Origin of the sequence: Kurthia populi (genome assembly GCF_042686175.1) — a bacterium.
Classification (GTDB): domain Bacteria; phylum Bacillota; class Bacilli; order Bacillales_A; family Planococcaceae; genus Kurthia; species Kurthia populi.
Genome location: NZ_JBHUOR010000022.1, coordinates 1 through 17,467, shown reverse-complemented (window position 1 = coordinate 17,467; position 17,467 = coordinate 1). Strand labels below are relative to the sequence as shown.

General features: G+C 38.2%; 14 protein-coding genes and 1 CRISPR repeat array. Of the genes, 11 read left to right on the top strand and 3 right to left on the bottom strand.

Going from position 1 to position 17,467, the window contains the following annotated elements:
* The first annotated feature begins 321 nt into the window (after nt 1-321).
* From cas9 to ACFSY7_RS03925, 5 genes are all read left to right on the top strand, one after another.
* Entirely contained in the window at nt 322-4,251 is a 3,930-nt protein-coding gene (gene cas9 / locus ACFSY7_RS03945; protein WP_380146937.1) for a type II CRISPR RNA-guided endonuclease Cas9, read from the top strand.
* Nucleotides 4,252-4,264: 13 nt separating this feature from the next.
* Entirely contained in the window at nt 4,265-5,158 is an 894-nt protein-coding gene (gene cas1, locus ACFSY7_RS03940) for a type II CRISPR-associated endonuclease Cas1 (protein ID WP_126990322.1), read from the top strand.
* A gap of 24 nt (nt 5,159-5,182) precedes the next feature.
* Nucleotides 5,183-5,491: a CRISPR-associated endonuclease Cas2 gene (gene cas2, locus ACFSY7_RS03935; protein WP_380146936.1), complete on the top strand. Its 309-nt coding sequence runs from the start codon at nt 5,183-5,185 to the stop codon at nt 5,489-5,491.
* Nucleotides 5,488-6,354, top strand: coding sequence for a hypothetical protein (locus ACFSY7_RS03930; RefSeq protein WP_380146935.1), 867 nt, complete (start codon nt 5,488-5,490; stop codon nt 6,352-6,354). Before cas2 ends, ACFSY7_RS03930 begins: the two co-directional genes overlap by 4 nt.
* A 60-nt stretch (nt 6,355-6,414) precedes the next feature.
* Nucleotides 6,415-7,574: direct repeats of the CRISPR family, unit length 36 nt; unit sequence GTTTTAGACCAATGTAATTTTAGATAGTAGTAAAAC.
* Nucleotides 7,575-7,749: 175 nt separating this feature from the next.
* Nucleotides 7,750-8,835: an iron-containing alcohol dehydrogenase family protein gene (locus tag ACFSY7_RS03925; RefSeq protein ID WP_380146933.1), complete on the top strand. Its 1,086-nt coding sequence runs from the start codon at nt 7,750-7,752 to the stop codon at nt 8,833-8,835.
* A gap of 129 nt (nt 8,836-8,964) precedes the next feature.
* On the opposite strand, the gene ACFSY7_RS03920 is transcribed toward ACFSY7_RS03925, so the two are convergent.
* A complete protein-coding gene (locus ACFSY7_RS03920; RefSeq protein ID WP_139993316.1) occupies nt 8,965-9,897 on the bottom strand; it encodes a LysR family transcriptional regulator in 933 nt (310 codons plus the stop codon).
* A gap of 181 nt (nt 9,898-10,078) precedes the next feature.
* Between ACFSY7_RS03920 and ACFSY7_RS03915 the strand changes: the two genes are divergently transcribed.
* The 4 genes from ACFSY7_RS03915 (at nt 10,079) to ACFSY7_RS03900 (ending at nt 14,215) form a co-directional block, all read left to right on the top strand.
* Complete coding sequence (locus ACFSY7_RS03915) at nt 10,079-10,342, top strand: YhdT family protein (protein WP_139993318.1); 264 nt, start codon at nt 10,079-10,081, stop codon at nt 10,340-10,342.
* The gene (gene panF / locus ACFSY7_RS03910) at nt 10,342-11,787 is read left to right on the top strand and encodes a sodium/pantothenate symporter (protein ID WP_126989977.1); all 1,446 of its coding nucleotides are present in this window, start codon (nt 10,342-10,344) and stop codon (nt 11,785-11,787) included. Before ACFSY7_RS03915 ends, panF begins: the two co-directional genes overlap by 1 nt.
* Nucleotides 11,788-11,950: 163 nt before the next feature.
* The gene (locus tag ACFSY7_RS03905) at nt 11,951-13,303 is read left to right on the top strand and encodes an SH3 domain-containing protein (protein ID WP_380146932.1); all 1,353 of its coding nucleotides are present in this window, start codon (nt 11,951-11,953) and stop codon (nt 13,301-13,303) included.
* Nucleotides 13,304-14,215 (top strand): hypothetical protein, encoded by a 912-nt coding sequence (locus tag ACFSY7_RS03900; protein ID WP_380146931.1) that lies wholly within the window; start codon nt 13,304-13,306, stop codon nt 14,213-14,215.
* A 42-nt stretch (nt 14,216-14,257) separates the two neighbouring features.
* Here the strand turns inward: ACFSY7_RS03900 and ACFSY7_RS03895 are convergent, their stop codons facing one another.
* Nucleotides 14,258-15,436 carry a M20 metallopeptidase family protein gene (locus ACFSY7_RS03895; RefSeq protein ID WP_380146930.1) on the bottom strand — a complete coding sequence of 393 codons (1,179 nt, stop codon included), beginning with the start codon at nt 15,434-15,436 and terminating at the stop codon, nt 14,258-14,260.
* A gap of 205 nt (nt 15,437-15,641) precedes the next feature.
* Between ACFSY7_RS03895 and ACFSY7_RS03890 the strand changes: the two genes are divergently transcribed.
* Both ACFSY7_RS03890 and ACFSY7_RS03885 read left to right on the top strand, forming a co-directional pair.
* On the top strand, nt 15,642-16,472 hold the full coding sequence (locus ACFSY7_RS03890; protein ID WP_380146929.1) for a protein-ADP-ribose hydrolase: 831 nt from the start codon (nt 15,642-15,644) through the stop codon (nt 16,470-16,472).
* Nucleotides 16,473-16,610: 138 nt separating this feature from the next.
* Complete coding sequence (locus tag ACFSY7_RS03885; RefSeq protein ID WP_380146928.1) at nt 16,611-16,775, top strand: hypothetical protein; 165 nt, start codon at nt 16,611-16,613, stop codon at nt 16,773-16,775.
* A 124-nt stretch (nt 16,776-16,899) separates the two neighbouring features.
* On the opposite strand, the gene ACFSY7_RS03880 is transcribed toward ACFSY7_RS03885, so the two are convergent.
* The coding region (locus tag ACFSY7_RS03880; RefSeq protein WP_380146927.1) for an RNA-guided endonuclease TnpB family protein at nt 16,900-17,467 on the bottom strand (568 nt) is incomplete at its 5' end.

Sequence of the window (17,467 nt, the reverse complement as noted above, 5' to 3'; positions counted from 1 at the left end):
CCCTGTTGATTTTGGTGTAGGAACTTTAATTATACAGGCTCATATTGAATGGGTCTTTTTTTATTTATTTTGAGTGGTGCACTTAATATTACAATTCGTCATACAAAAACAAAAAAATTACAGATAAAAAGGACTTCGGCATCTTCATTTGCCGAAGTCCTTTCTTTAGCTAGGGTTTTGTCCCAGCCTCGGAGGCCTATGATGACCAACTTTTACGCTTTAAGCTTATTTTAACTTACCAATGTAATGTTACATAGTAGTAACAAAATCATTGTATAACATAATGTAAAAAAAGTAAATAAAAGGTTTTGGAGGGAACATATGAAATATTCAATCGGATTAGATATTGGAACAACAAGTGTGGGCTGGGCATGTGTTAATGAAAATAATGAGCTATTACAATATTTAAATAAATGTGCTTTCGGTGTTCGTGAATTTGAAGCAGCTCAGACAGCAGAAACTACAAGACAAAAGCGCCAAATGAGACGTCGATATAATCGTAGAAAAAAACGCATTCAACTATTGCAGGAGTTATTTATAGATTATGTACCTAAAAACTTTTTTGTGGAAAAAACGAATCAACATTTTTGGAGAAATGAAAATCAGTTTGAAAATCGCGCATTATCACAAGTATTGAAACAATTACGTATAAATTTAAAAGAAATTCCAACAATCTATCATTTAAGAAAATCATTAATAGAAGGACCAAAGCAAGATATTCGTCTGATTTACTTAGCTATACATAATTTAACGAAATATAGAGGGCATTTTTTAAATACAGGACGTTGGACACAAAAAAATCAAGGATTTGATTTTAAAGTAGAATGCAGTGAAGTAGCTACAAGTTATGCTGAAATGAATGGATTGGAATTACCACATTTAGATTTTGATAAGATACAAACAATTTTTGAAGATACTGAAACCGTACGTAAAGATAAGCAGAAAAAGTTAGAAGAATTGTCTTCAAAGAGCTTTACACCGCTTTGGCAATTCTTGTTAGGCTTAAGTGTAAATGCAGAAAAATTGTTCATTGAATCGGAAAATCGTGCACACTATAAAGTTATTAACTTAAAGCTTGTTTTGGGAAGTGAAGAATTAGATGAAGCACGTGAAAATCTAAGTGAATTAGAAAATCAGTTTGTTGATGAGGTATACGTATTGTATCAACAAATTCTATTAAAGGACCTATTACAAGGGCACGAATGTGTCGCTTTTTCTAAGGTAGCTAGTTATGAAAAATATCAAGAAGATTTAAAATGGTTCAAGAAAATGATAAATGAGGCAAATGATGAAAAGCTTTACCGTCGCTTTTTTATTACGTCTAAATCAGCTCTGACAGCATATAAAAAAACTCCTGATAAACAGAATAAAGAAAAGTTATGTTTATTGGATCAATATAATTTTAGTATCAAGGATAAAGATACGGTATTAACTGCTATGACAAAGTTGCTAGAAAAATCAGCTATTAAGCATCATACGACTTTAATTGAGAACATAAGAGAAGGTACATTTTTAGCACGTCAAAAGGGCACACATAACGCAGCGATTCCAAACCAAAATAGTATTTATGAAATCGAAAAAATTCTAACAAATCAACAACAATATTATGATTTTATAACAGAGGAATTTATTGAAAAGGTTGTCGAAATTGTTTCTTTCCGTATTCCTTATTATATTGGGCCACTAGCAAAAAACAATCAAAGTAAATTTGCATGGTTAGAGCGAGCAAAGGAAAACGAACATATTACGCCAGCAACATTTCATGATTTAGTCAATGAGTCAGCTACAGCAGAACAGTTTATTAAGCGCATGACGAATAAATGTACGTATTTACAAAGTGAAGATGTACTGCCGAAACAATCCTTACTCTATCAATATTTTGAAGTGTTAAATGAATTAAATGCTATTCAAATACGTCCTAAGGATGCAGTGAGTCATTCTAAATATCGACTACCAGTAGAAGCGAAAAAATGTGTCATAGAATTTGGCTTTAAAGAATATAAGACAATGACACATAAACGATTAATTCAATTATTAAAAGAACATCAATTTGATTATTTACTAGGGGAAGAATACGAGGTCTTTGGTACACAACAAGAAGGACGATTTACGAGCAGTTTGAAGTCGTATATTGATTTTAAAGGCTTATTTGAAAATAGTTCAGTTCCTTTTGATGAAATAATGATTGAACGATTAATTGAATGGTTAACGATTTTTAATGAAAAGAATATTATAAAAAAGAAAATAAAAGAAAACTATCCTAAGTTTCCAACTGTAATGATTGAGCGAGTATTGAAAAAGAATTTTGTTGGGTGGGGGAGCTTAAGTAAAGAATTATTAGATGGATTAATTCTAAATGATGGTAAAACAGTTATTGAAAAAATGTTCGATTCAACATTAACTTTTAGAGAAGTGCTAGGAGTGAAAAATTCTAATCTAGAAGAGTTGATTAAACAAAAAAACCATTCAAAACGCCAAACAAAAAAGATTGCGTATAGTGATGTACAAGAACTAGCAGGATCTCCAGCGTTGAAAAGAGGAATTTGGCAAGCTGTTAAGGTTGTAGAGGAGCTTACAGCAATTTTTGGGGAACCAACGCATATTATGTTAGAAGTAGCGCGTGAAGAAGGTACAAAAAAGCGGACTCAAAGCAGATTAATGAAATTTAAAACAGTGGTAGATGGTTTAGGTAAGGATGAGCAAGTATTGAAAAAAGAGTTGCAGCCGTACTTAAAGCAACCAGAAGCAAAATTTAAAGACAATCGATTTTATTTATATTTACTACAGCAAGGAAAATGTGCATATAGTGGAAAATCATTAAATATTCATCAATTATTAAACTATGAAATCGATCATATTTATCCTCGAAGTTTTGTCAAAGATGATAGTTTAGATAACTTAGTATTGGTAGAAAAATCTTATAACCAACAAAAAGGCGGCTTCAAAATGCCTTTGGAATGTATGAGTGCTTCTGAAGGTGCTCGTATGAGAGGTATTTGGAAAAGCTGGTTTGATAAAGGCTTTATGAATCAAAATAAATTCACTCGTTTATGTAAACCCACATTTTCTGAGTTAGATAGAGAACAATTTATTGCAAGACAATTGGTTGAAACAAGGCAAATTATTAAAAATGTAGGTGTTTTATTAGAAGAAAGATTTAGCGATACGACCGTTCACTTAGTTAAAGCACCGATTATTTCAAAGTTTAGAAAAACACTCGAAATTCCTAAATTACGAGATTTTAATAATAAGCATCATGCAATTGATGCCTTGTTGAATGCTTTATTAATTAATCATGCAATTAATCATTACGGCGAAAATATTTTTGCCTTTTCATTTAAAGATAAGGAGCGTTCAAAAAAATTAGCTCAAGTAGCACAAAAAAGAAATGGCTTCTTTTTATTTAATAGCTTTTTGTCGGAGCAAATTAATAGTGCAATTTCAAAAACAAAATTATCATCGAGAGAATTTGTAGAAGAAGTCTATTATAAAGTGCCTTGGCAAACGACGAAAAAAATCGGCAATAGTGATGAGATGTTTTTTGATGAAACATTATATTCACCAAAAACAAAACAACCTAAGTATGAATCATCTAAAGCGAGTAAAGGTGTATATGATTCTGTTAAAAATGCGTCAACAGCTGTAATAAAATTTACTGAGAAAAATAAAAAGAAAGAAGTTGAAAAAATAGAGTTAGTCAACTTAACTGTGCTGGAAGAAAAACAATGGAGTCACCTACAAGATGATGAAAAAGCGATGAAGCTGATTTGTCGACAATATCCTAATAAAAAAATTATTAGTGCTAGTTGGGTTACAAATTTATTTAAATACCAAAAATTCATATGGCAGGGACAGCTGTTTTATTTAGCGGCAGTGAAGGAGCTACATTTGGCAAAGCAATTTGTCTTGCCTAACACATTATTAGATGCTTATTTAAAAGCTGATGATCAAACGTCTATTGAAGAACTACAAAAAATTTATTTGATGATTGCAGAAGAAATGTTTACACAATATCCGATTTTTGCAGAAGGACAAATGCCTAATAAGGTAATCACATTTGCTGAGGCTATTGAAAATTTAGAGCAGTTTAAAAAAGAAATGCTAGAGATTTTTAAAACGACGGCGAATAATGCTACACGTTCAGATAAATTAGGTAGTAGATTAACTAGAACAGTTCCAGCTACAGATATTAAACTCGTATATGAATCGATTACGGGATTGAAAGTGCGAAAGCCAAAAGCATTGCGTTAATTGGAGTGATTTGATGGGATGGAGAACCGTTATTTTAACGAAGGAATCAAAATTAAGCTTACGGATGAATCATTTAGTCGTTGCGAGTGATGAAACAAAAACAATTTTTTTAGAAGAGATTAACAGTTTGATTATTGAGAACCCGTCAATTTGTATTACGGGCCACGTTATGAACGCTTTAGTAGAGGCAAAAATTCATGTTATTTTATGTGATAAATCACATTTACCTATGACAAATATTCAAAGTATTTACGGTCATCATAGACAATCCAAGCATATTGGCCAGCAAATAAATTGGATAGAAGCAAGAAAAGAATTATTATGGAAAATTCTTATAGAACAGAAATTAACGAATCAAGCCAATTTACTAGAACATTTTCAGTTAGATGGCTACGAACAAATGAAAGAACTAATTCATAATGTGGAATTAGGTGATGCAACTAATCGAGAAGGATACGGAGCGAAAATTTATTTTCATAAGATGTACGGGAATCATTTTATTAGAGGTTATGATGATGCAATAAATGCAGGATTAAATTATGGATACGCATTATTGCATTCATTATTTGCAAGATTAATAGTTAGCAAAGGCTATTTAACGGAAATCGGTATTTTTCATAAAAATGAATACAACCAGTACAATTTAGCAAGTGATTTAATGGAGATTTTCCGTCCAATTGTAGATGGGATTATTTATAGTTCAGATGAGGAGCTTTTTACAAAAAATAGTCGTAGAAATTTGATTCATTTATTTGAATACAAAATTGAAATTCGAGGAAAGCAATATTATTTAACACAGGCAGCACAGATATTTGTAGACAGTTGTATGGAATATTTAAATACAGGGAATAAGGGGCATCTGCAGTTGCCTAAACTGGATTATAAAGCTTATAAATGGGGTGTTTAAATGCCGAAGGAGGGCTTTAGAATTATGCGCTTATTAGTCTTCTTTGATTTACATGTAGATACTTCAAATGATCGGAAAAATTATCGTAAATTCCGTAAGTTTCTAATCGAAAATGGCTATATGATGGTACAGTATTCAATTTATGCAAAAATTATTTTAAATCATTCTGTTTTAGCCTATCAGAAGAAAAAACTAATGGATCAAATCCCCAGAAAAGGAACCGTTGATTTATTGCTTATTACGGAAAAGCAATATTCTGGGATGGAAAGAGTTACTAGTATGAATAAAGAAGCTGCGCAAATAGCTTCTGTTGAAAGGATTATTGAGTTGTGAGAATTGTGTCATCTTTTTTTACACCGATTTATTTTGAAGAATCTTCTGTTCAAAATTTTATTTTTCAAGATGCGAACCAACTAGATGGCTTTCGAATGCTTTTACATCATTATGAACAAAATAATGACATGATAGATGGTGATTTTGTTCGTATTGATGATGGTTCTGATGCCGTTGGCGCAAAGGATTATCATATTCTCCAATTGCATGGTGGTAATTTAAAATTATTAGATGAAAAGCAGTGGCAACAAAGAGTCTTTCAAAAAATTGTTGATCAAATTGAAATTGATTTCATTCCAATATATGAGAAAATAAAAGAAATAATTGAATTAAACTTGGATGGGTTAATGGTAGATATAGCTGATTTTCAACTTCAAATAAGTTATGAAGAATTTCAAATGTCCCAGCTACAAAAATATATAAAGTGGGATGTGAAAAAATTTGATGAACCTTTAACTATTTTGTCGCGCTTAGAATTTATTTTTCATATTTTTACCTCGTTAACAAATGGCAAGCCAGCTATTATTCTTTATCATTTTCCGGAAAATGATATTGATGTTCAAGAAATAGCAACATGGGTACAGTTATTAAGAGAAATAAAATGTACCGTTATTTGTATTACCAAAAGTAAAGAATGGTTAATGAATTTTGATTTACACCAAGTGCATTTTATTAAAAAATCACGAGAACGATTTAATTTAGCAGCATTAGAGACTGAATTAAAGTTATTGAAAAAGCCTGAAAGATATTATTCATTGTCTAAGGAACAATTAGCCGTTTCTTTAGCGTTTGAAGAGTTAATTATACAAAATCCATTACTTTCAAGAGAGTTAATCAAGTTTATTAAGAGCAGTCAGTTTTAATATTTTAAAGATATTTAGTATAGTAGTAAAACTATGTTGTTGTTCATTTTTTCCCAGTGTGTTTTAGACCAATGTAATCTTAGATAGTAGTAAAACCAAATGGACGAAAGAACGCTCGTAAGTAAGGTTTTAGACCAATGTAATCTTAGATAGTAGTAAAACAAGCATCAGCAGTTAAAATCGTTGCTGTTAGTTTTAGACCAATGTAATCTTAGATAGTAGTAAAACTGTTGAACCGTTGCTGAACGCTTTAGGCATGTTTTAGACCAATGTAATCTTAGATAGTAGTAAAACCACTTTGTACAAGACGTTATTAATGTTAATGTTTTAGACCAATGTAATCTTAGATAGTAGTAAAACAAAGCCAAAGTCCATCCCTGTGCGCAATAAGTTTTAGACCAATGTAATCTTAGATAGTAGTAAAACAATTAAGCTGAAAGGCGTTAAAAAGGCGGTGTTTTAGACCAATGTAATTTTAGATAGTAGTAAAACCGCGCCGTCCGATACCTTCGGCGAGCTATTGTTTTAGACCAATGTAATTTTAGATAGTAGTAAAACTTATAGCAGTCTAGGTCTATCCCAATGTTTGTTTTAGACCAATGTAATTTTAGATAGTAGTAAAACAGTAACGTTAATATCATGCTTAAAACACTCGTTTTAGACCAATGTAATTTTAGATAGTAGTAAAACACTCTCTTTCACCGTTCCTTCGTAACTGCCGTTTTAGACCAATGTAATTTTAGATAGTAGTAAAACTCGGCATCTCCCTTTAGCTCCTCGTTATTCGTTTTAGACCAATGTAATTTTAGATAGTAGTAAAACAATGTCTTACATTGACACAACAGTGAGTGAGTTTTAGACCAATGTAATTTTAGATAGTAGTAAAACCACATCAGGTGAATTCACTTCTGACATCTAGTTTTAGACCAATGTAATTTTAGATAGTAGTAAAACAAATTGATGCAATGCAGTATTTGAATATTGGTTTTAGACCAATGTAATTTTAGATAGTAGTAAAACTGTGCGCCAATTGCGAAGATGTCATCTTTAGGTTTTAGACCAATGTAATTTTAGATAGTAGTAAAACCATTCGCGGCATGAACGCGTGCGTAATTCAGTTTTAGACCAATGTAATTTTAGATAGTAGTAAAACTCTGCTGGACTTGACGGTGCATTGTCGTATTGTTTTAGACCAATGTAATTTTAGATAGTAGTAAAACATGTTGTTCATTTTTTTTCAGTGTGTAGGAATTTTAGACCAATGTAATCACCATAATATTTACGAAAGAAGTTGTTAACTACAACTTCTTTTTTATTTCCCTAAATTTTCTGAATATACTATACAAAACCCCTTCAATTAGTTTTATACTATAGCTATAGAAAGAGGGTATTTTGATGAAAACAGTTCATGTACATGCAGCACCGAGCGAATACATCTTAGAAGAAGGTATATTGAAAAAGCTAGAGGGTTTATTAGTGGCGCGCGGGATTTTACGTGCTTTAATCGTCACAGGGACGAAATCATGGGCGGCAATTGATGATTTTTGGCCGGCAATGGTTGAGGTGCAAACGGAGCTTTATACATATGGTGGCGAGTGTTCATTTTCAGAGATTGACCGTGTCACAGCGATGATGGAGAATTATGACGCGATTATTGGGGTTGGTGGCGGAAAGGTCATTGATTTAGCGAAGGCGGTCGCGAATGAAGTGCATAAGCAGGTCATTGTCGTGCCAACGCTCGCATCCAACTGTGCGCCGTGGACACCGCTTAGTGTGCTTTATGATGATACGGGGGCCTTTGTGCGCTATGATGTCTACCCGGTTGCGTCGAGTTTACTCGTTGTGGAGCCGGCGTTATTATTACAGGCACCGCGCGATTTATTTGTGGCGGGCATTGGGGATACGATTGCGAAATGGTATGAGGCGGATGTGCAGCTAGGTAGCATCGCGGCTAAAACAGTCCCAATGATGATTTCATACGAAGCGGCTCGTCAATGTAAGGACATTTTACTTGCACAATCAGAGGCAGCACTTGCGGCAGTAGATGCGGGGGTTGTTAATGATGCCTTTATTCAAGTAATTGAAACGATGTTTATGTATGCGGGCATGGTAGGCGGTTACGGCGATCATTATGGTCGTACAGCGGGCGCGCATTCGATTCATAACGGGCTAACGGCACTTGAAGCGACACATACGAAGCTTCATGGAATCAAGGTGGCATACGGGATTTGCGTGCAACTAATGCTAGAGGGGCGCCAGTCAGAAATTGCCGCACTACGTCCATTTTACAAGGCGCTAGGTCTGTCACAATCACTGAAGGAACTCGGAATTGACGCTACAGATGCGGAACTCCTAGCGGTGGCACAAAAAGCAACCATTCCCGAGGAGTCGATTCATTTGATGCCAAATGGCGAAATGACGGCTACACGTGTGTTTGACGCGATGAAAGCGCTTGAAAATCATGCGTTCATGTCGTTATAATTAAGCGTTCGTTAACTTAAGTTAATGTCGATTAAAGTAGAAAAAATACGATGTGAAATAGCGCGTACATAAAAAATTTATGTCGTAAAAAACGAGAATCTCCTATTTAACAGGCGGTTCTCGTTTTGATTATTGCTCGATTGGCGTGATTTCTTTCACATAATCTTTAAATTCTTTCTTTAGCTCATACGCAAATTCTTTCATAAGCTGTGTTTCATGGCGATTGGCTTTTGTGACGATACCAAATGTATGCTCGACTGGAATCGTCGTTAAAAAATCAATTTTCGCGAAGTTCATATTTTGCATAAAGCTTTTAGAATGCGTAAATGTCAAATCAAGTCCGACTGTATACGCTTTATTTTCCTCGACATATTGCTGGACGATATGCGGGTTATTTACCGAAATGACAATATCATTTCGACCGAAGGCATATTTGATTTCATTCATTGTTGCAATGACCATCTTATCATCGAAAATAATAACGGGCTGCTTAATCAATTCATCGGTTACGGTGTGGTTATTTTGAATGACAGGTGAGTCCTGATGCGCGACAATAAGCATCTTACAGCTTGTAATCTTTGTGAACGTTAAATCGGGATTTTTTTGAATATCTTCGTCATTATAGACAGCGAGTGCGACGTCTACCTTTTCACTTTGCAGTTCCTCAAGCATCGTCTGTGAGTTTTGTTCACGAATTTGAATATTGATTTCTGGATAGATGGATTTCATTTGCTGGACAATCGTAAAGAGCTTAAAAAATGGCCCAGGAATGGAGGCCACCTTTAATGTACCGGTCAGGCGATTTTGCATCACCTGTGCGACTTCTGTTAGGTCATCAAGTGAATCAAGCACTTTTTTCGCGTGATTGACGATGACTTTTCCTTCCTTTGTAATGCTTGAACCCGTACGATTTCGGGTAAAGAGCGTCAGGCCGAGTTCTTTTTCTAAACGATTTAGACCCTGGCTAAGCGCCGATAATGTCACATGTAAATCTTCCGATGCGTCTTTTAACGTACCGTATTTTGCAATCGCTACGATGTATTTTAGTTGTTCAATCGTCAAAGCGATTCACCCCTTATACAATTAGTTTAGCTTACGTTAAGTAAAGTTTACTATAATGAACTTTACTTAAACTATAAAGTTCAATAAACTAATACTATAAAATTGCTCATGAATTAGCAACGAGAAACTTTACATAGGAATGGATTCGTGCGTTCAACTATTGAGAAAGAGGTGTTTGATCATGAAAGATAAGCGATATCGAATCGCCAATCGTGAAGCACTTATTGGCGTCGCACTCGTCGTCGTCAACTTTGCGCTGTGGTATGGATTCGCTTATGGAATGGGTGGAGGGGACCCAAAAGACTATACATATATTATGGGTTTCCCAGCTTGGTTCTTCTATAGCTGTATGGTAACGACTGTTTTAATGATCGTCGTTATTGCCGTCCTTCTAAAATTTGTGTTTAAAGAAGTAGAACTCGAGGATAAGGAGGAGGACAACTAGTGCATTGGCAAGTAATTATCCCGCTATTTATTTTTGTTGTCATTATTTTTGGAATTGGCTTCTGGTCGAATAAGCTTGTACGTTCATCAGATTCCTTCCTATCTGAATACTTCCTTGGCGGGCGAGAAATGGGTGGCTTCCTATTAGCGATGACGATGATGGCAACGTATGGTAGTGCCTCAAGCTTCATCTCTGGTCCAGGAGTTGCTTATAATACAGGGCTTGGCTGGGTGCTTTTATCGCTTGCTCAGCTGCCTGCAGGTTATTTCGTGTTAATGGTATTAGGAAAAAAATTCGCCATTGTAACACGTAAACTTAAAGCGATTACATTAATTGATTTCTTACGTGAGCGCTATAAGAGCAACGTCGTTGTGTTTGTTTCTGCAATTAGTATTATTATCTTCTTATTTGCATCGATGGTTGCACAGTGGATTGGCGGCGCGCGGTTAATTGAATCCTTAACGGGCATGAATTATACGACCGCATTATTTATTTTTGCAGCAGTTGTGTTAATTTATGTCGTTATTGGTGGCTTCCGAGCGGTTGCGCTAACAGACGCGCTGCAAGGAACGATTATGGTCATTGGTACAATTGTTTTACTAATTGGTACAGTCATCGCAGGTGGCGGTATCACGAATATTATGAATGATTTAGTCACTATTAATCCAAATCTTGTGTCGCCATTTGGTGATGAAAGACAGTATACATCTGCCTACGTATCTTCCTTCTGGATTCTTGTAGGGGTTGGGGTTATCGGGCTTCCGCAAATTGCGGTACGTGCGATGAGCTATAAATCATCAAGTGGCATGCACCGCGCCATTTTAATCGGTACAATCGGTATTGCGACGATTATGTTCGGCATGCATTTAATCGGTGTCTTCGGTCGCGCTGTATTACCTGGCATTGAAATTGGTGACAAGGTGATGCCAACATTAACGATGAATGTCTTGCCACCGCTTCTAGCAGGGATTGTATTAGCGGCTCCAATGGCGGCCATTATGTCGACCGTAAATGCACTGTTGATGATGGTCAGCTCGACAATCGTTAAAGATATTTACCTGCATTATATTAAGCCGGATGCGAGCGAGGACCGTATTAAGAAAACGAGCTTCGCGGTGACAACGATTGTTGGTATTTTAGTCGTACTGATGTCGTTCAACCCACCAGACTTAATTGTATGGTTAAATCTCTTTGCCTTCGGGGGCTTAGAGGCTGTATTCGTTTGGCCAATCGTGCTAGGCTTATATTGGAAAAAAGCGAATAAATACGGTGCGATTTGTGCGATGATTGTTGGTCTTGCGACATATATCTCAATCGACCGCTTATCGCCAAATCTCTTCGGTGTGCATACGGTGACCTTCCCGATTCTCCTGTCACTTGTGTTCTTTGTTATTGTGAGTATCGCAACACATAAAAAGATTACCGAAGCACCAAAATATATTTAATGAACAAAGACTTAAGCAATTGCTTGAGTCTTTTTTTGATTGCATTGACGGAATTTCTTGCTATTTTGACCCAAAACACAATGAATTCAACGAGCAAAAGCCTATTTTTTCTTCTAGCAGAATGTGAGAAAATAGAAGATAGAGAGTTTCTAGGGAGGTAGCTATGGGGAATTTTGAATTTTTTGATGGGCCATGGACGCCTTATCGTGAAATAGCAGAAGCGGCTGAGCGTATGGTCTACAGTGATCCAAATGCATCGATGTCAAAGATGCGCTCATTTGGAGAAATGATGGCACAGGAATTATGGGTCCGTAATAAATTCCCAGAAGCAGAGGGGATTTCACAGTTTGAGCGTATTCGGGAGCTAGAGGGCAATGACATGATTGACCGTCAGACAACCTTTTATTTGCATGAGCTACGTGTCAAAGGGAATAAAGCGGCACATAATGCTATGTACGGAACGTCTGATGAGGCGATTGCGTTATTAAGCATTGCCTATCAGCTATCAGTATGGTTTATGCGTATTGAGCTAGATAATCCGACATTCCATGCAAGGCCATTTAAAAAGCCGATGGAGCACGGGGAGCCGTCGTATGCGCTACGCAAGGAGGCACCGGCTGAAAGGAAAGAGAAGCCAGTGCCAAAGCGTGCCGTAAAAAAAGCGCCAGAAAAACAAGCGCCAAAACCACAAGAGCCAGCGCCTGTTAAACCAAAGCAAACACCGAAGCAAGAACAACCGTCACCGCTTCGTCGTAAATTAAGTGATGTTGCCAGGGCACAGGAGGCAGAAAAGCCGGAGTCAGTGACAACGGTGAAACGCGCGAAATCGAAGCCGAAATCAAAACCAACGTCGCAAGAGCCAGCTAGCTATACAGAATGGCAGTTTCCGACGAAATGGATTGTTATAGGAATGTTTGTGATTGGCGCAATCACGGCAAGTGTATCTGCCAGTTCAGAGCGCACGAGTGATGCACGTGTTTTATTAGGGGAGCCAAAAGCAGCAGAAAAAACAGTGCAGAAAGAACAAAAGAGACCAGCTGTGCTGCTTGCAGGAGATGCTTCGTTTGAAACAAATGCTTTACGCATACTTCGTGGTGATACAGAAAGTAAACAAAAAATTCATACGTATTCGGATTTAGCGCTAACAAAAAAAGCCGATAAATTGCAAGTGCGTGAAACCTATGCCATCTATAAAGTGCGGGGTGATTCGTATCAATTAGCGAATGGCCAGTATGTATCGAAGAAGAAAGTGGCGACAACCTCGATGCAGGATGTACCGGTGTATCATGCAAGCTATAGCGCGGATACGAGCTATGGAACGGTTGAGGTACAATTAGTCGAGCCACTAAATGTGCGCTATAGTCCGTCCACCGATAGTGAAATTGTTGGCGTGACCTATAAGGGACATCGCTATCAAGTGTATGGTCAGCAAGGCTCTTGGTATCGTATTGGTTTGGATGCATGGATTTCAGCAAATCCTGAATATGTCACATTTGAGAAAGGGAGCGGACAGTAGATGTTGGAAACAATTGAAGAAAAATGGCCACAAGCGCGGCATAGCTTACTAGTAGTAGCACTTTTACTATATGTTGTTATTCCAAGTCTTGCCTTTCGCTACCATGAAACATTAACGACAAGTCTTGTGCTGTTTATGTTGGCAACACTCTTTGCAGCTGGCTGGATTTATTGGCAGACCGTGCAACCAGAAGTGCTTAGTCAGCGCTTTGTGGAAATCATTCGGGTGCTACTTGCGGTGATTATTAGTTTAGTAACGATGATGCTGGCACTTTTTGCACTATCATATAAACAATCCGGTGAGCCGATATTTAGTAGCTTTGCGACACTAGCCATGATTATGCTCATTGCGACACTGGCGTTTGCGGTGTATATACATACGTTTAGCCGCCGCAAAAACATTAAGCTAGAATGGTTAATTATTGCGAGTGTCAGTGCTTTTTCACTTGGCTATGTACTCGTGCGGCACTATGATTATTGGACACTTCGCACGGTCGGCCTATTATTTTTAGTTGTGGCTATTATGGCAGGCATTTTCATTGCACAGCAAACGATGAATCTCGTCATTGATGGCTCCAATTATCCATTACTGACAACCGCGCTTGCCGCATTATTCGTCGGTAGTATGCTACTGATGAGCATATGTCTTGTGCTTGATTTCTTTGTCAAAGCCTCGCTTTTATGGCTCGTCATTGCGCTGTTAATCATCGCAGTCATTGGGATGATTGCCCTTAGCACCTGGCAGATTACACTCACATATGCAGGCCGCCCGTATTTAGAGCTTTTATACGGTTTGTCACTTGTGACGTTGGCGCTAATGCTATGGCTGCTTTATTATGATTTATCCGTTATTCATTTCATTGTTGGCTGTATGAGCATTGTCTATGTTCGTTTCTTTTTAAAAGAATGGTAAAGAAAAACCCGAAACTGTTTGGAAGCAGTTTCGGGTTTTTGGTTATTTCACCAAATAATGTCCCACAAGCGCTAAAAACATTTCGCCCATTTGAAGCAGGGCGCGTTCATCAAAGTCAAAGCGTGGATGATGATGTGGATATTGGGTAGCGGGGTCATCATTGTGGCTCCCAACGAAGAAGTAGCTACCTGGGCGCTGCTCTAGGAAGTAGGCAAAATCATCTGCGCCAAGGGCAATATCTTTCGTGATAGAAGCATCTTCTGAAAATGTTTGTGCGGCTAACGAAGCAACGAGCGCTGTTTCGGCTTCTGTATTAATAAGCACCGGATAGCCATGTGTAAATTCTAATGTATAGTCGATGTGATCGGCGTGCTTCATGCCTTCTAAAATGGCGCGGATTTCCTGCTCGAGCTGGATGCGCACATCATGGCTCATTGCGCGAACAGTGCCTTCAATTTCCGCAGTATCAGCAATAATATTAAAGGCGTGTCCAGCGTGGAAGCGCCCAATCGTTACAACAGCGGGCTCTACGGGATTGATGCGACGGCTAACGATTTGTTGTAAATGCGTCACAAGGCGACTCCCAACAGCGATGGAATCGACGGTCTGATGTGGGCGAGCGCCGTGGCCACCGCGTCCTTGTAGGTGAATTTTAAAGGCATCCACTGAAGCCATTGTCGACCCTTTTCGAGAGGCGATTTTTCCAACGGGTAGCTCAGATGCGAGATGCGCGCCAAAGACATAATCGACACCATCAAGTGCACCCGCTTCAATCATAGGCTTTGCGCCACCGGGTGGTTTTTCCTCAGCGTGCTGGAAAATGAGTACGACATTCCCGTGAAGTGCCGCTGTATGTTGCATCAGCACATAGGCGAGGCCTAATAAATTCGCGGTATGGCCATCGTGACCACATGCATGCATCACACCCTTTATGGTCGATGTATAGGCCGTTTCTTTTTCATCAACGATTGGTAGGGCATCAAAATCTGCACGAAAGGCAAGTGTTGGGCCTTCATTTGCGCCATGGATCGTTGCAACAATCCCCTTACCACCGACATTTGTACGAATATCCGTTAAGCCAAATCCACGTAGCTTTTCTTCAATAAATGCGGCTGTTTTCGTTTCGAAAAAGGATAGCTCTGGATGCTGGTGCAAGTGACGGCGCCATGCTACGACCTCGTTATACTGTGCTTTATATGTATCAAAAAATAGGGTTGTCAAAAAATCATCTCCTTTTTACTATCTTACTATTCTGACTATTTTACTCGCAACTAAAACGACCATGGATAGTTGCGGTGAAAAAAGAACCAAAAGTCATAGTGTCGCATCACTTCACAGAAATATAATCATTTACTAGGTGATAAAGCGCGGAGGAATCGGGTATAGTAACAGCACAAACAGCTAAGGACCTAGAGGGGTGAAGTAGATGAAAATCAATCAGTATGCAACCGATATTTTATTATTTGAACGATTCGAGCCAATGTTTGTAGATTTCTCCTATGATGAGGTCGTTGAGCATTTATTTGACCTTTTACGTACAGAGCCAAATGTGCCATATGTTGAGCAGACAAAAACAACGGAGCAGAAACGACTAGCGATTCGTGCATACTTTAATGTGCGCTTTCCAGGAGATTTGTATAAACGTCTTCTGTTATTATCGGATACATTACTACAGCAAGAGCTCGCCAAAAAAAACATTGCGGTACCTACAGGGGAGGAGCTAGTGACACTTTGGCAAGGAGATATAACGACCCTACAGGCGGATGCGATTGTGAATGCAGGAAATGATCAGCTAAGGGGCTGCTTCCATCCACTTCACAACTGTATCGACAACACCATTCATTCAGCGGCGGGTCCACAGCTACGTGCAGATTGCGATATTATTATGGCGAGTCAGGGACATCCTGAGCTTGTTGGCGGGGCGAAGGTGACGCGTGGCTATAATCTACCAGCTAAATTTGTCATTCATACAGTTGGCCCAAATGTTGCAGGGGCGCCGCTTACACCAATTATCGAAGCGCAGTTAGCGAGCTGCTATACATCGGTTTTAAATGTAGCGCATCAAATGAAAGAAATTGAAACACTTGCCTTTTGTAGTATTTCAACAGGTGAATTTCGTTTTCCAAAGCAGCGTGCGGCAGAGATAGCTGTTGAGACGACGAAGAACTGGCTTGCCAATCAGACACACCATTTCAAGCAAATCATTTTCAATACGTTTAGCGATGAAGATACAGCAATTTACCAAAAATTAATTTAAAATTCCCTTTTAAATAGGTTTATTAAAGCAGACAGAGGAAGGGACATGGCATTTGCCAACGGAAGTCGTGTTAGAGGGGGAGCGCTTTGAAGATGCGGCGGAGCGTTATGGGCATAACTGCGCACAAGCCCTTTAGAAATGATTGATAGGATGATGGATAAAGCGAATGTTAATAAAATGACCGCACATATTGGCTCGCTTCTAAATGGCTTGTCTGCTTTTCCATTCAATGAGCTCCCAACGAAGATTGAGGCGCAGACGGTTGACTATTTAGTAAGTTATATCGCCTATAAGATGGTTTGAACTACCCCCACTTAGCCGTTCTGCGAACGTGCTTGAAGTGGGAGATTCCTACGAACAGTGCTTGCTTGTTTCCACTTGCTTGAAACAGCGGCTTCACTTTTTTAGTAGGCTATCCCCGTCGTTCCTACGGTTGTTGGTTCAAAATTCTTAGCCCTTCGGCTAAAATATTTCGACTTGCATTGATGTCGCGGTCTAGTGTCGTATCACAAGATGGACAAGTCCACTCACGAATATCCAATGTTTTCTTGCCATCTCGATGACCACAGGCATGACAAAGTTGGCTCGATGGGAAAAATCTGTCGATTTCAACAATTTTTCTACCGAACCATTTCGCCTTATACATCAGTTTTTGTACAAAAGAAGACCATGACACATCACTAATCGCTTTCGCTAACTTATGATTTTTCAACATGCCTTTTGTGTTTAAGTCTTCAAGACAGATGACGTCATAGTGACGAATCAATTCCGTTGACAGTTTATTCAAAAAATCTTCTCGTTGAAACGCGACACGCTCACGCAAACGAGCCACTCTACGACGTTGCTTTTGATAGTTCATACACTCACGTAAATCACGACCCTCTTTTTTCGCTTGCTCGTAGCGACGTGATAACTTGCGTTGCTCACGTTTTAACTTCTGCTCCATTTTGGCTGTAAAGCGTTGGTTATCCACTTTACGTCCAGTAGACAGAATC